Below are 16,137 nucleotides of genomic sequence, written 5' to 3' on the forward strand. Positions count from 1 at the left end.
GTGACTGAGCTGCTTTCTTGGCTTTGACTCTGGCAATAGCGGCGGCTACTGCGGCCTGACGAGGATCAACAACGTCGGTTGTTTCTTCAGTTGATAGTGCCTGCTGCTTCTCTGCCTGCCGTGCTCTGGCCTGTGCTTTTCGGGCTTCACGGGCGGCAATAACTGCACTGTTATCCGGCAGTTGTCCTGCGGGAATATTGATAACAGAATCTGTGCCATCAGATTGACGGGCCAAACGACTGATAGCACCGTTAACCGTTTGTTGTTCAGCATCGGTCAATTTGACAGCGGCTTGTTTGTGCCGCAATTCTCTGGCCAGCTTCTCTCGCGCCAGGCGGGCTTGTTTCGCTTCAAATCGTGCCTTAGCTTCGGCTGCACGAGCACTCTCCTGATCGAGGGCGCGTATTTCTGCTTTTTCTTGCCGGTAATATTGCACCAGAGGAATATTACTGGGGCAAACATAGGCGCAGGCACCGCATTCTATACAATCGAACAAATTATGATTGCGGGCCTTTTCGTGTTCTTCGCCACGGCTAAACCAGTAGAGTTGTTGAGGCAATAACCCGGCAGGGCAGGCGTCAACACATAAACCGCAACGGATACAGGATTGCTCTGGTTCAGATAGGCCCATTTCCGTTTCAGCGGGCGCTAAAATGCAGTTACTGATTTTAACGATGGGGACATCCAAACTGGGCAAAGTAAAGCCCATCAACGGCCCCCCCATAATCACCATTGGCGGGTTCTGAGGCCGGAAACCGGCCAATTTAAGTAAATACAGTACCGGTGTACCGATTCTGGCCCAAAAGTTTCCAGGCGATGATAGGGCATCACCGGTTAATGTCACCACCCGCTCAATCAGTGGCTCGTCGTCGATAACTGCCCGTTTGATAGCCACGACAGTACCGACGTTTTGCATTAATACACCAATGGACGACGAATGCTTGCCAAAGGGGACTTCTTTGCCCGTCAGAATCTTGGTTAATTGCTTAGCTCCCCCTGATGGGTACTTGGTGGGTACAACACGTAAGTGAATGTCATCTTGCCCACGTAATGCCCGTTGCAGTGCCGCAATCGCTTCTGGCTTATTATCTTCTATCCCAATCAACACCTGCTGAGGTTGCAGCAAATGCCGTAAAATATGGATGCCCGTTATGACTTCGTCAGCATGCTCTTGCATCAAACGGTCATCAGCCGTGATATAGGGTTCGCATTCCGCAGCGTTGATGATTAACGTGATAATCCCATTCCCCCCCCCTTGCAGCTTACTGGCCGTTGGGAAACCAGCGCCCCCTAAACCGGCAATACCCGCTTGATGAATGCGGTCAAGTATGGCCATTTTATCGCGCTGCTGATAGTCATCCCATGGCTGCTGTTCACGCCAGCGGTCCTCACCATCAGGAGTAATATAGACGCAAAGTTCAGCTAAGCCAGATGGATGGGCGGTGGTATGTGGAGCAATCGCTGTGATCGTGCCTGAGGTAGGGGCATGAACTGGAACTGTACGTCCACGGCCGACAGTCAGTGATTGCCCCCTCAATACTTGCTCACCCGCCCGTACCCGCAGTTCGCCCTCCGGCCCCAAGTGCTGTTGCAAAGGGATAATTAATTGATCTGGCAAAGGCGCGATACGCATGGGTACCGTGCTTGATTGCAATTTCATTTCTGGAGGGTGGATACCGCCATCGAAATCCCAGATTTTGTCATGTTGGCGGGCAGTAAACAGCTTAAACATGTTGCTCCACGTCTATCATTTTTACCGGAATCATTTGTGAGGCGATCAACTGATTGGGCAGATTTTTGACCGGAATGGTGTTCAAATCCCATTTCCAGTTGGTGGTGGTGGTAGCAACCGGGATCATTTCAATACAATCTGTTGGGCAGGGGGCGACACACAGGTCGCAACCGGTGCAGAGATCAGATAATACGGTATGCATAGCCCGTGTCGCCCCGATAATGGCATCAACCGGACAGGCCTGAATACATTTAGTACAACCGATGCAGTTTGCTTCATCGATAAACGCCACTTTACGTTGTGGATGAGCAGCGCTTTCATCACCATCCAACGGCTGTGGCTCGACCGCCAATAGTTCGGCCAGTTTCAACATCACCTGCTCGCCACCCGGCGCGCACTTGTTGATTTTTTCACCGCCAGTAGAAACTGCCTCGGCATAGGGCCGGCAACCAGGGTAGCCGCATTGCCCACATTGGCTCTGTGGCAAAATGGCATCCACTTGCTCGACGACAGGGTCTTCATCAACTTGGAAGCGACGAGCAGCGAAGCCGAGCACCACGCCGGAGACTAGCGCCAGTGTACTGAGTGCACCGATGGCGATCCATAAAGACATCATTAGAACTTCACCAAACCGGTAAAGCCCATAAAGGCCAGAGACATCAGCCCTGCAGTGATCAACGCGATAGAGGACCCACGGAAGGGCGCAGGGACATCCGCCACGGCCAGGCGCTCGCGAATAGCGGCAAATAACACCATTACCAAAGAGAAACCCGCAGCAGCACTAAAACCATAGACTGCGGATTGCATGAAATTATGTGACTGATTCACATTGAGTAGAGCAACCCCTAAAACAGCACAGTTAGTGGTGATCAATGGGAGAAAGATGCCCAGCAAGCGATAAAGCGTCGGGCTGGTTTTGCGAACCACCAATTCGGTGAATTGCACCACGACAGCGATAACTAAAATAAAGGCCAGTGTTCGCAAATAAACCAGACCAAGTGGTAGCAAAATAAAGCTATTGACCATCCAGGCGCAAACCGATGCCAACGTCAGCACGAAAGTGGTCGCCAGACCCATACCAATGGCGGTTTCCAGTTTTTTAGAGACGCCCATAAACGGGCACAGGCCAAGAAACTTGACCAGAACAAAGTTATTTACCAAAACTGTGCCGACAAAGAGGAGCAGGTATTCAGTCATTGCATTGTGGGACCTAAAAAATAAAAGCCGCCTATTATCCAAAATTGACGGCCCGACGACAACAGATGAAATGCAGGGTTATTGCGATTTTCCCCTTATTTGGGGGGGAAATCGTGCGCAATCACTTCAGCGTTCGGTAAAAGTGTATTTTACGCGCTGTGAACGTTTGATGTAAGGAACAAAAATAGCCGCGGCTAACAGCGGCCACCCCAGCGTTTTTAACGCAATTTCATCAGGGATTGGTGAGAAAGCAAATGCCTTCAACGCCAGTAACACCGTAAGCAGTAACCACAGAATGAACAACTTAGGAAAACGGCGCGAACGGCTACAAAATAGCCAAACAATCCACAGCGTGTAAAGCCACATGACCAGCGTTGTTACTACGGAAAAGTACCATTGCAGCGTAAAAGCTTGCGTGTTAGTCACCAAATATTCTCTGGATGCCGGTGTCGTAATCGCCATGGCGTACAGGACCAGCATCAGGCTGGCGCTGAGCAGTGTCACGATCAAATAGGCCAGTGGGGCTAACAACCAGCCGCCAATGCGTTGATATTCTTGCGGTTGAGACATAATAAACCTTTTAATCTGCTAATCAGAGGTATTCAGTAATAAGATATTATAACCTCTTTATATTCTCCTGGCTTAGTGCTCTTCGTCATTTATATCGACATAGCCATAGGTAAAACGTTGGCACGACCATGGTGTTGCCAGTGCCAATACGGACAAATCGAGTAAAGCAGAGAGGGTAGCGCTAGAGAATAAACTCAAGCGGTTGACAGCCCGATGACTCGCTCTTAAACGGTAATCTTTAAATATTTCTTTTTTATTAAGGTGTTTTTAAATTTAATGAAAGGAGGGCAGAATAATAAATATTACAAATCCTTAGTGATTAAACAATATTTATATTTTATACGGTAATATACGCATTAAATTGCTCTGATTAATATTCGGAAAATTACTTTCACAGTAACCGGATACCTCAATAACAGAGTGCCCCAATAATAAAACGTCCCAATAGCAGGTAGTCTATTTCATGGAAAATCATGTTTATTCAGCGTTGATATGTGCGTCCAGATTGATTCGTCTGGCCGGATTAAATCCAATGGATATTGAAAAATTTAGTCAGAAGGCCGCCATCGATATCTCAGTAAAAACAACGTTAGTGTCTCTACGGTATTATATCGTTCAATTTTCACAAACGGCTTCTGTCCGTTTTAAAATACGTAAGCAAGCATTGGAGAAAATAAGGCCGGAGCAGTTACCGTTGGCATTTCGTGACCGTCAGGGGAATTTCATCTTGCTGGCACGGATGAATGAACAACAAGTGTTATTACAATATGCAGATAGTGAAAAGCCACAAGTTGTAAGTTATCAATTTCTTAGTGAGGTGTGGGGTGGGTTGGTCTTATGCTGTAGCCATTCACGCTTTGATATTCGCTGGTTTATCCCGCCACTACGTCGCCATCGTAAGCCGTTAATGCAAGTCCTACTGTTATCATTGTTGCTTCAATTCCTGGCCTTGATCTCCCCTCTCTTTTTTCAAGTTATCATGGACAAAGTCCTCGTTCATCATGCATTAACCACACTGGAAGTGTTAATCATCATCTTAGTTATTGTTGGGGTGTATGAAGTTATATTAAAAGGCTTGCGAGAATATATCTTCATGCATACGACAACGCGAGTAGATATATTATTAGGCGGGAAGTTATTTCAACATTTAATCAGGTTGCCGTTAAGTTACTTTAAACAACGCCATGTCGGTAATATTGTTGCCAGAGTCCGTGAATTAGATAATGTCCGTGATTTCATCACGGGGTCAGCCTTGACATTATGTGTTGATGTGGTTTTTACCCTCGTGTTGTTTATTGTTATGTGGTGTATATCCCCGTTATTAACCTTAATAATACTGAGTACGTTGCCTTTTTATTTATTATTAGCCGGGATGACAACTCGGCCGCTACAAAAAAAAGTGGAGGCTCTCTGTAGTTTTGCCGCACAAAACGGCGCGTTTTTGACTGAAACGGTATCTGGGGTGGAAACCGTAAAAAGTTTGGCGCTAGAGCCACGGATGCGCCAGCGTTGGGAAAGACAAACCCGTGATTTTGCTCAGGCTAATTTTCAGGTGCAAAATTTACAAAATCTCAGTAGCCAAGCGTCTCAACTCTTGCAGAAGGTGGCTGGTGCATTAGTGATCGTGATGGGCGCGTATCAAGTTATGTCTGTACAGCTCAGTATTGGTCAGTTGATTGCATTTAATATGTTGGCACTACAGGCATTAATGCCGATGAGTAAACTGGTTGATTTATGGCAGCAGAGTATCCGTGCTCAGGTTGGGCTGAAATTAATATCAGACATTCTAAGCTTACCGGTTGAACCCGCGGCAGATCCGGCGGCCTCGTATCCTGCGATTAACGGCAATATACGGCTAAAAAATGTGGTATTCCGTTATCGTCCTGATCTTGAGCCTGTCTTACATGATTTAACCTTATCTATCCACGCGGGTGAACATATCGGGTTGGTGGGGCCGTCTGGCTCGGGGAAAAGTACCGTAGCCCGGTTATTACAACGGCTCTATAACACCGAACAAGGGACCATTACGATAGATGGTTGCCCGATCAACCATTTATCACCAGCATATTTACGTCAGCAAGTGGGAGTGGTGATGCAGGAAAGCTACCTGTTTAACTGCACCGTGCGAGAAAATATTGCCCATTCACGACCAACAGCCACATTGGCTGAGGTGGTCAATGCCGCCAGTTTAGCTGGCGCTAATGCCTTTATTTTGGCGTTGCCTTTAGGGTATGACACGGTCTTGTCTGAAGGGGGGGCCTCTTTGTCTGGCGGGCAACGTCAACGTATTGCCATTGCTCGTACTTTGCTCGCCAACCCCCGTATCTTAATTTTTGATGAAGCGACCAGCGCACTGGATGATGAGTCTCAGACGGAGATTCAGAAAAACATGGCCCGCATTATCGCCAATCGCACGGTCATTACGATTGCCCACCGCCTATCGACCGTTCGCCACTGCCACCGTATTGCTGTGATAACACAAGGCCGCGTCACCGAACTTGCCAGCCATGATGAATTACTGCAATTAAACGGCAGTTACGCTCGGCTTTGGCAACAACAAGTTCACTTTCACCAAAACAAGCCCACTTTAACCACGGGGAAATAAAATAAATATTATGTCTGCGTTTATTCAGTATATAAAAAACCGCTGGCAGCGTTGTTTTACCACTGCGCGTACCCGTGATGAATATGATTTTCTACCTGCTTATCTGGAGATTGTCGAGCGCCCGATCGCCCCATTAGCTCGTCGTACAGCGTGGTTACTCATACTGACATTATTGCTGGTATTGCTATGGGCGATTATTGGAAAGCTTGATATCCATGCCTCAGCCAGCGGCAAAGTGATTGTCGCGGAGCACTCCAAAATTATCCAACCAGCGGAGCCTGGTGTGGTGACGGAAATTAATGTTCGAGAAGGGGATATGGTTGATGCAGGGCAGGCGCTTATTGCGTTAAACCCTATTGGCATTGATGCCGAAGTACGCAATATCAATCAACAACTACAATATCGTCAGTTGGAGGCCGCCCGGTTAGCTGCTCTCCTGACTGATGATCCGCTAAAAAATTTCAAACCGCCTTATGACAGCCCAGAATCTCTGGTGGTGGCATCCAGTGCATTATTGGCAAAAGAATATGCCGAGGTAACAGCTGAATTATCACGTCAGGATAGCGAACTGGCGGTGAATCAGGCACATCTTCAGGCCGGAATTGAGCACAACTCTCATCAAAAAGCATTACTGAAAAATATTCATCAGCGGTTACACGCGTCGCGGACGTTGGCTAAATCTAAGTCAATTGCCGAGGTCGAACTTCTGGTACAGGAGCGGGAATGGTTAACCGCAACGGCTGAAGCCAACCGTTTGCAGAGTGAACAAGTTATTTTACGGGCTAAGGCATACAGTTTGGCGCAAACCCGTATGCATTATCTGGCAAAGACAGACCGTGATAATCGGGAACGATTGAATAAAACCCACGAAGTTATTCATCAGCTTCAGCAAGAGCAAATCAAAATGATGGATAAACAACGCCAGCAAACCCTAAGAGCACCGGTGGCTGGTGTTATTCAGCAATTAGCCGTTCATACATTAGGGGGGGTGGTCACCACCGCGCAGCCTTTGATGGTACTGGTTCCAGAAGATTATCAGTTGGAGCTTGATGTCATGATCCTCAATAAAGATGTGGGGTTCGTCCTGCCAGGTCAGGCGGTGGAAATCAAAGTTGACAGCTTCCCTTATACCCGCTTCGGCACGTTATCCGGGGAAGTAAAACATATTTCCCGTGATGCGATGGAAGATCAACAGCGGGGGCTGGTATTTCCAGCGCGTATCCGCTTACTCAGCGATACCCTGACGGTGGAGGGTAAACCGGTACGGTTGTCTGCGGGGATGGCCATCAATGCGGAAATTAAAACAGGTCGCCGTCGGGTCATTGATTATCTGCTGAGTCCATTGCAGCAATATCAATCTGAAGCTATGAGGGAGCGCTAACATGATGGAGTCTTATTCAACTCTGACCGCCGAGGCCGCCAAGATTATTCAGCCGTTGGCGGCGTTGGCGTGTGCTGCTACCTGCTTTGATTTAACCATCGAAGCTTCGCAATTGACGCACCAATTAGGCTTAGCTCCCGATGAGATAGATAGCATTGCCTTGTGCCGCTGTGCTGCTTGGATCGGGCTGCGAGCGAGGCAAGTTAATCAGCCTTTTGAACGTGTGGGAAAGCTGGCATTACCCGTTTTATTCAGTGATGGTGCTCAGTGGTATGTTTTGCTGTCTCTGACCGCACTGGAGGCTACGGTCTATTTTGCTGGCAGCGACCAGACACAGAAAATAAGTCCAGAAGCACTTGCTAAATTGTGGCGCAATGAGGTGATTTTGCTGGCGAAGGCTGAATCGATAACGGCCAAAAAGCAGTTTTTCGGTTTTAGCTGGTTTATTCCGGTGGTGATGAAGTACCGGCATCAGCTACGTAACATTATTCTTGTCTCATTACTGCTACAAGCCATTTTGCTCGTCACACCAATGCTGTTTGAAACCGTTATCGATAAAGTGTTGGTGAGCCGCGGGGTAGATAGTTTGGTGGTTCTAGGCGGGGCCATGATAGCACTGGCGATTGCTGAACCGGGGTATACCTTATTACGTGGCTGGCTGTTTGCACACTTGTCCAGCAGGGTGGGGGCTGAACTCAATACGCAGTTATATCGGCATCTTCTGGGGCTGCCACTGGGGTATTTTACCGGTCAACAGACAGGGCAGACTATCGCCAAGATGCGAGAAATGGAGCAAATTCGCAGCTTCCTTACTGGCTCAGCCCTGACTATGGTGTTAGATCTGTTTTTTGTCATCACCTTTATTGCCGTGATGTTTCGCTACAGTGGCCAATTGACAGGGATTGTATTGATTTCTCTGCTCTGTTATCTGCTCTTTTGGTCAGCGGTTGGGGGGCTGTTACGTAAGCGGGTGGGGCAGCAATATGAAACCAGTGCGCAGGCAACCTCGTTCCTGACTGAGGCGATAAGCGGCGTAGAAACCATCAAAACTTCGGCAACCGAAAGTCAGTTTAATCGGCGTTGGCGTCAAGTATTGGCACGCTATGTACGGGCTTCTTTTGGTTGTTCGCAGGCAGGAAACTTGGCTGGCCAAGGGATTTCGCTTATTAATAAAATAACGTCAGCCATTCTGTTGTGGTTTGGTGTAACTCTCGTATTGGCTGGAAAGCTCAGCCCTGGTGAATTGGTGGCGTTTAATATGTTTGCCGGCTACGTTACCCAACCGATCTTGCGATTGGCTCAGGCATGGCAAGACTTCCAACATACACAGATTGCGCTGGAACGGATTGGTACCATTCTGGATACCCCCCTTGAACCCGGTAGTGCCGGGCTGGTTTCAAACTGTAAACGGGGAGGGAGCTTAAGTTTTAAGCAGGTACGCTTCCGTTATCGGCCTGATACCGCAGAGGTTTTTCAAAATCTGAATCTGGAGATCGCGGGTGGGGAGTTTATTGGTATTACAGGGCCATCAGGGTGCGGGAAATCGACACTGACCAAGCTAGTGCAGCGCTTATATACACCACAACATGGGCAGATTATGGTTGATGGACAGGATTTAGCGATTACCGACCCTACCATGCTACGTCGTCGAATGAGTGTGGTATTGCAGGAAAGCGTACTGTTTTCGGGCAGCATTCGGGACAATATTTGTCAGTGTCGGCCCAATGCTGATGAGGCGCATGTGATACATATCGCACGGTTGGCTGGAGCGCATGATTTTATTATCGCGTTGCAGCAAGGTTATCAAACTCAGGTGGGCGAAAAGGGGGGGCTGCTTTCTGGCGGGCAACGTCAGCGCATTGCACTGGCAAGGGCGCTGATGGCTGATCCCAAAATTCTTATCCTTGATGAAGCAACCAGTGCGTTGGATTATGAATCGGAGGCGGCGATCATGCGCCAATTACCTGAAATTACCCGTAACCGCACGGTTATCTGCATTGCACACCGTTTGAATACACTACGTCAGTGCCACCGCATTTTGTTACTAAAAGATGGGCAAGTCGCGGAGCAAGGTAGTCATGAGGTCTTGATCGCGAGTGGTGGGAATTACGCGCGCCTGTGGCAACAGCAGACAGAGTAGTAAGGGTAAAGAGTAGTAAGACTCACCGGTATTGAAGGGGGTAACATAGTTATTAAAGTATTGTTATTAACGTATTGTCATCAACCTCAGGGGCCAACAGGCCTCTGAGGGGGTCTCTATAATACTGAAATTTTTTAATACTAAGAATTGTGCCCAGCGACATTAGCGATTGAGCTGGTAGTACACTTCGTTCCAGCGGATTTCATTTTTAAACATCGGTAACGTCGTGTCATTGTCGATCAACAAGAATTCAATACCGTGCATTTCAGCATATAAACGCAGTTCATCCACGCTCACCGCTTGTGAGAACACGGTATGATGTGCGCCGCCTGCAATGATCCAAGCTTCGGCTGCGGTTGCCAGTGAAGGCTGTGCCTGCCAGATGGCCCGGGCAACCGGTAATTTTGGTAATGGGTGAGGTTGTTCAACGGTATCAACCACATTAACCAGCAAGCGGAAACGGTTCCCCATATCGATCAAACTGGCATTCAGGGCCGGGCCTGCGGGGGTAGAGAAAATCAAACGGGCAGGGTCAGCTTTCCCTCCAATGCCAAGGTGTTGCACATCCAGCAGGGGCTTCTCTTCTTTGGCGATCGACGGGCAAACTTCCAGCATGTGGGAGCCAACAACTAAGTCATTGCCTGGCTGGAAGTTATAAGTGTAATCCTCCATAAAGGAAGTACCGCCTTTCAGGCCGGTTCCCATCACTTTTAAGATGCGCAGTAATGCGGCGGTTTTCCAGTCGCCTTCGCCGCCAAAACCGTAACCCTGTTGCATGAGTCGCTGGACTGCCAGGCCAGGTAACTGCTTCAAACCATAAAGGTTTTCAAAGTTAGTGGTGAAAGCTTTAAAGCCACCTTGCTCCAGAAAACGCTTCATACCTAGCTCAATACGTGCTGCATCCAGTAAGTTTTCGCGCTTATCACCATTGAGTTTCACCGCATCGGTAAAGCGATAGGTGGCCTCATACTCTTCAACCAGCGTATTGATATCACCTTTACTGACGGCGTCGACCACGGCGACTAAATCCCCAATGCCATAAGCATTAACGGAATAGCCAAATTGGATCTGGGCAGCGATTTTATCCCCTTCAGTTACAGCGACTTCACGCATGTTATCGCCAAAGCGCGCCACTTTCAGTTGCTGGCTTTCTTGTTTTGCGGCAGCGACTCGCATCCACTGGCCAATGCGCTGGTGGGCTTCTTTATCCTGCCAGTGGCCAGTTATCACGCTGTGTTGCTGGCGCATACGCGCACCAATGAAACCAAATTCGCGGCCGCCGTGTGCAGTCTGGTTTAGGTTCATAAAGTCCATATCCATCGTTTCCCACGGGATTTGGGCATTAAACTGGGTATGGAACTGTAACAGCGGTTTATTCAGAATACTCAGACCGCCAATCCACATTTTGGCCGGAGAGAAGGTGTGCAGCCAGGTCATGATACCGATACAGGCAGTGTCGTAGTTAGCTTCACGACATAATGCGGTGATTTCATCCGGTGTTGTAACCAACGGTTTTAATACCAGTTTTACGGGTAAACCGGCTTCGCTGTTCAGGCTATTGACCACCTGATGCGCATTGTCCATGACTTGTTGCAGGGTTTTAGGGCCATACAGATTCTGGCTACCAATGACAAACCACACTTCTGATTGCTTGAATACGTCCATCTGCCACTCCATTTAATAAACGATTATTCTATATAAAACATTCAGTTATCGTGAATGTTGTTAAGGTAGACTGCTTGTCAATATCAGTGAATTGCCTTGGTAACTGGCGCATAATGCGGCTCTGCCGTATGACACCACTGTTGATAGCGTTGATAAAGTTGTTGGTAACGCACGACCTGGACGGGATCCGGAATCAGAGTGCGCTCAATATTGCATGCCATGTGGCGTTGGGCGGTGGGAACATCATTGTGTGCCCCTGCGGCAACGGCTGCAAAAATTGCCGCCCCCAGCGCACAACATTGGTCAGATGCCACAATCTGCAGTGGACGATTCATGACATCAGCACAAACCTGCATGATCACCGGTGACTTACGTGCAATCCCTCCCAATGCCAGCACGTTCTCAACCGGGATATCTTGCTGTTCAAAACATTCCATAATGGCGCGGGCACCAAAGGCGGTCGCAGCGATAAAGCCACCAAACAGGGTTGGTGCATCGGTACCCAGATTTAGATCGGTAATCACCCCTTTTAAGCGCTGATTAGCATTCGGGGTTCGGCGGCCGTTAAACCAATCCAATACCACGGGCAGATGATCGAGAGACGGATTTTGTGCCCATGCGCTGGTCAATGAGGCGAGTAGGTTGGATTCGATCTGTTTTAGCTGCGGCTGCCATTCGGGTTGGATCAATGCCGCTTGATGCAATGGCCAACTCAATAAGTTGCTGAACCATGCATACATATCACCGAATGCAGATTGGCCCGCTTCCATTCCAATCCAACCCGGCAATACACTGCCCTCGACCTGACCACAGATACCCGCGATAGCCCGATCACCCACCCGTTGGTCATCGGCAATCAAGATATCGCAAGTGGACGTGCCAATGACTTTGACCAATGTATAAGGTTGAGCACCAGCTCCCACCGCACCCATATGACAATCAAATGCTCCGCCAGAAAGGATCACCGTCGCTGGCAAGCCCAGACGCTCAGCCCACTCGGCGGTGATCTGGCCTACCGGGCGTTCGGCGGTGTAGGTATCAGTAAACATTGGGTAATTGAGATCATTAACCAGGCTGGTATCCAATGCCGCGAGGAACGCTCGTGGGGGTAATCCGCCCCATGATGGGTGCCATAAACTTTTATGTCCGGCGCTGCAACGGCCACGCTGGATATCCTGTGGTGCGGTGGTACCAGACAAGAGGGCCGGTATCCAGTCACACAGTTCAATCCATGACACTGCCGCCTCACGAACAGCAACATCAGCACGGGTGATATGTAGAATTTTTGCCCAGAACCACTCAGAGGAGTAAACCCCACCGATATAGCGTGAATAGTCCACAAATTCACCGCTACGGCATAAACGGTTAATTTCTTCGGCTTCCTCAATTGCAGTGTGGTCTTTCCACAATACAAACATGGCATTGGGGTTATCTGCAAAATCCGGGCGCAGAGCTAATACCTGACCTTGCTCATCAATCGGCGCTGGCGTCGATCCAGTAGAGTCGACACCAATACCCACAATATGTTGACGTTGTTCTTCTGACAGGCGATTGACCATCTGCCGGATGGCCTGTTCCATCGCTTCAATATAATCGAGAGGATGGTGGCGGAACTGGTTTTGTGCGGCCTGACAATAAAGGCCTTTCTCCCAACGTGGGTAGTAAACCACTTCAGTATCGATCTCAGTGCCATGTTGACAATCTACCGCCAATACACGGACGGAATCGCTGCCGAAATCCAACCCGAGAGCTATAGCACCGTCTGCCGATATCACGTTGCCTGTCATGGTGGTTGCTCCTAATCATGCAAAAAAAACAGGAATTCATTGGCAATAACCATAAGAGTGAGCCGAGGGGAAACGTGAGGAGCCAATAGCTGGAAGTATGCACTTTTCTGCTTGTTGGTATGTTTTTGTGATGTCAGTCAAAAGTTAGAGCGAGGTTAAATTTGCTGAATATATGGATAAACAAACTGTAATCTCTGGATGTGATAGCGCTCTACATTCTGAAGTCTAATTAACGCTAAAACTGTCTTCGTCTTACACGATGTGGTGTGGTGATACGGCTTTAAATAAAGCACCCGGCCACACTGAACTGAAAAAACTCTACTGATAACGTTTCCACTCATTTATTTCAATATGAGTGACTAGCGATTAAATAAACAAGAATCATAAAAACAGTCTGGAGAATACTATGCATAAATTAACTAAGGCGCTGGCAGTAGTCGGGTTAGCGGCGGTTATGTCACATTCAGCTATTGCCGAAAGTATGAAACTGGGGTTTCTGGTTAAGCAACCTGAAGAACCTTGGTTCCAGACTGAATGGAAGTTCGCTGATAAAGCGGGTAAGGATTTAGGTTTTGAAGTGATCAAAATTGCCGTACCCGATGGAGAGAAAACCCTGAACGCCATCGACAGCCTGGCGGCCAGTGGCGCCCAAGGTTTCGTTATTTGTACACCAGATCCAAAGCTGGGGCCTGCCATTGAAGCAAAGGCGCGCAGTTATAACCTGAAAGTGATTGCCGTTGATGACCAATTTGTGAATGCCAAAGGCAAACCGATGGAGAGTGTTCCACTGGTGATGATGGCAGCCACTAAAATTGGCGAACGTCAGGGGCAGGAGTTGTGGAAAGAGATGAACAAACGGGGTTGGCAACCCGCTGAAACAGCAGTAATGGCAATCACTTCTGATGAATTGGATACCGCACGTCGTCGTACCGGCGGCTCAATGGCGGCGTTGCAAGCTTCCGGCTTCCCGGAAAAACAAATCTATAAAGTTCCGACTAAATCTAATGATATCCCCGGCGCATTTGATGCCGCTAACTCCATGCTAGTACAGCACCCAGAAGTGAAAAATTGGCTGATTGTCGGCATGAACGATAACACCGTATTGGGTGGCGTGCGTGCAACCGAAGGCCAAGGTTTTAAAGCACCGAATGTTATTGGCATTGGTATCAACGGTGTTGATGCAGTGAGTGAGTTGTCCAAAGGCCAGGCGACGGGTTTCTATGGTTCTTTATTACCTAGCCCAGATATCCATGGTTATAAAAGTATTCAGATGCTGCATGACTGGGTCACTAAAGATGTAGAACCCGCAAAATTTACTGAAGTCACTGATGTGGTGTTGATCACTCGGGATAACTTCAAAGCCGAGTTAGAGAAGAAAGGCTTATTGTAATCCCGATACACGCTATGGCGCACTGGGGGCAGGCTACGGCTTGCCCCAATACCCTACGGGTGGTTCGGTGCAACCCAAACTTTATAAGGAAGCCATCATGTCAGCACCCCATTCTGCGTTACAAGCCGAGTTGGAAGCCGCACAGTCACCTTATCTGGCTTTTCGTGGCATAGGAAAAAGTTTCCCCGGTGTTCTGGCGCTGGATGATATCAGTTTCACCTGTCAGGCGGGCCAGATCCATGCGCTGATGGGCGAGAATGGCGCGGGGAAATCAACCCTGTTAAAGATCCTCAGTGGTAACTACATCCCGACACAGGGTGAAATCCATATTAGAGGGAAAGCCGTTAACTTTACCAATACTACGGATGCGTTGGATGCTGGCGTGGCGATCATTTATCAGGAACTGCATTTGGTGCCTGAAATGACAGTGGCAGAAAACATCTATCTGGGCCAATTACCCACCAAGATGGGTATGGTTGATCGAAAATTACTGCGCTATGAATCTCGCATACAGCTATCACATCTGGGGTTGAACATTGATCCCGATACCCCACTGAAATATCTCTCCATCGGCCAATGGCAGATGGTAGAGATTGCCAAAGCATTAGCCCGCAATGCAAAAATAATTGCCTTTGATGAACCCACCAGTTCGCTCTCTGCCCGAGAAATTGAGCAACTGTTCCGCGTGATCCGCGAGTTGCGGGCCGAAGGGCGGGTCATCTTGTATGTCTCCCACCGTATGGAAGAAATCTTTGCCCTGAGTGATGCTATTACGGTGTTTAAAGATGGCCGCTATGTTCGTACGTTTGATGATATGACCCAAGTGAATAATGCGTCACTGGTGCAAGCTATGGTAGGGCGTAATTTAGGGGATATCTATGGCTATCAGCCCCGTGAGATAGGTTCTGAACGCTTAACGCTACAAGCGGTGAAGGCCATCGGTGTGGCCTCGCCGATCAGCTTGACTGTACACCAAGGGGAAATTGTGGGGCTGTTTGGGTTAGTGGGGGCCGGGCGTAGTGAACTGCTCAAGGGGCTGTTTGGTGACACCAAACTGACCAGTGGGAAACTCTTGCTTGATGGCCAACCGCTGACTATCCGTTCACCGATTGACGCTATTTCTGCTGGGATCATGTTGTGTCCAGAAGATCGAAAAGCGGATGGCATCATTCCTGTTCACTCGGTACAGGACAATATCAATATCAGTGCCCGCCGCAAAACATTAACCGCAGGCTGTCTGATTAACAACCGCTGGGAAGCGGAGAATGCGTTGCTGCGTATTCAGTCTCTGAATATTAAAACGCCAGGCCCCCAACAACTCATTATGAATCTATCCGGGGGGAATCAGCAGAAAGCCATTTTAGGACGCTGGTTGTCCGAGGACATGAAAGTGATCCTGTTGGATGAACCGACCCGTGGTATTGACGTCGGGGCTAAACATGAAATCTATAACGTGATTTATCAACTGGCGAAACAGGGCATTGCGGTGCTGTTTGCTTCCAGTGATTTGCCGGAAGTGCTTGGGCTGGCAGATCGTATTGTGGTGATGCGTGAGGGCGCTATCTCTGGTGAGCTAGACCATGGATATGCCACTGAAGAGCAAGCCTTAAGTCTGGCAATGTTACGCACCCCGAATATTGCCATCAATACCGCGTCTGCGGTTGCCTGAC

At 48.6% G+C, this 16,137-nt stretch carries 12 protein-coding genes; 5 read left to right on the forward strand and 7 right to left on the reverse strand.

Annotated features, from left to right (window positions below; genetic code table 11):
* From rsxC to AC971_RS25485, 5 genes are all read right to left on the reverse strand, one after another.
* On the reverse strand, positions 1-1,732 hold a 1,732-nt coding region (gene rsxC / locus AC971_RS05435), incomplete at its 3' end, for an electron transport complex subunit RsxC (protein ID WP_053084909.1).
* A complete protein-coding gene (rsxB, locus tag AC971_RS05440; RefSeq protein ID WP_025383904.1) occupies positions 1,725-2,348 on the reverse strand; it encodes an electron transport complex subunit RsxB in 624 nt (207 codons plus the stop codon). The genes rsxC and rsxB, both read right to left, overlap by 8 nt.
* Positions 2,348-2,929: an electron transport complex subunit RsxA gene (gene rsxA / locus AC971_RS05445; protein ID WP_025383905.1), complete on the reverse strand. Its 582-nt coding sequence runs from the start codon at positions 2,927-2,929 to the stop codon at positions 2,348-2,350. Before rsxA ends, rsxB begins: the two co-directional genes overlap by 1 nt.
* 126 nt (positions 2,930-3,055) lie before the next feature.
* On the reverse strand, positions 3,056-3,499 hold the full coding sequence (locus tag AC971_RS05450; RefSeq protein WP_025383906.1) for a DUF2569 domain-containing protein: 444 nt from the start codon (positions 3,497-3,499) through the stop codon (positions 3,056-3,058).
* Between the two features lie 72 nt (positions 3,500-3,571).
* Positions 3,572-3,697: a hypothetical protein gene (locus tag AC971_RS25485; RefSeq protein ID WP_258953818.1), complete on the reverse strand. Its 126-nt coding sequence runs from the start codon at positions 3,695-3,697 to the stop codon at positions 3,572-3,574.
* A gap of 265 nt (positions 3,698-3,962) precedes the next feature.
* On the opposite strand from AC971_RS25485, the gene AC971_RS05455 reads away from it, so the two are divergent.
* Genes AC971_RS05455 through AC971_RS05465 form a run of 3 tightly spaced genes read left to right on the forward strand, consistent with a single transcriptional unit; the run spans position 3,963 to position 9,625 of the window.
* On the forward strand, positions 3,963-6,104 hold the full coding sequence (locus tag AC971_RS05455; protein ID WP_025383907.1) for a peptidase domain-containing ABC transporter: 2,142 nt from the start codon (positions 3,963-3,965) through the stop codon (positions 6,102-6,104).
* Positions 6,105-6,114: 10 nt separating this feature from the next.
* A complete protein-coding gene (locus tag AC971_RS05460) occupies positions 6,115-7,485 on the forward strand; it encodes an HlyD family type I secretion periplasmic adaptor subunit (protein ID WP_025383908.1) in 1,371 nt (456 codons plus the stop codon).
* 1 nt (position 7,486) lies between these two features.
* On the forward strand, positions 7,487-9,625 hold the full coding sequence (locus tag AC971_RS05465; RefSeq protein WP_025383909.1) for a type I secretion system permease/ATPase: 2,139 nt from the start codon (positions 7,487-7,489) through the stop codon (positions 9,623-9,625).
* Between the two features lie 162 nt (positions 9,626-9,787).
* Here the strand turns inward: AC971_RS05465 and araA are convergent, their stop codons facing one another.
* Positions 9,788-11,290, reverse strand: coding sequence for an L-arabinose isomerase (gene araA, locus AC971_RS05470; RefSeq protein WP_025383910.1), 1,503 nt, complete (start codon positions 11,288-11,290; stop codon positions 9,788-9,790).
* A gap of 83 nt (positions 11,291-11,373) precedes the next feature.
* Positions 11,374-13,077 carry a ribulokinase gene (locus AC971_RS05475; RefSeq protein WP_025383911.1) on the reverse strand — a complete coding sequence of 568 codons (1,704 nt, stop codon included), beginning with the start codon at positions 13,075-13,077 and terminating at the stop codon, positions 11,374-11,376.
* A gap of 406 nt (positions 13,078-13,483) precedes the next feature.
* Here AC971_RS05475 and AC971_RS05480 point away from each other — a divergent pair, with 406 nt between their 5' ends.
* Positions 13,484-14,467 carry an arabinose ABC transporter substrate-binding protein gene (locus AC971_RS05480; RefSeq protein WP_002210589.1) on the forward strand — a complete coding sequence of 328 codons (984 nt, stop codon included), beginning with the start codon at positions 13,484-13,486 and terminating at the stop codon, positions 14,465-14,467.
* 97 nt (positions 14,468-14,564) lie between these two features.
* Positions 14,565-16,136 carry an L-arabinose ABC transporter ATP-binding protein AraG gene (gene araG / locus AC971_RS05485; RefSeq protein WP_025383912.1) on the forward strand — a complete coding sequence of 524 codons (1,572 nt, stop codon included), beginning with the start codon at positions 14,565-14,567 and terminating at the stop codon, positions 16,134-16,136.
* Position 16,137: the final 1 nt, after the last annotated feature.

The sequence above is a fragment of the Yersinia similis genome, assembly GCF_001053095.1.
GTDB lineage: Bacteria > Pseudomonadota > Gammaproteobacteria > Enterobacterales > Enterobacteriaceae > Yersinia > Yersinia similis.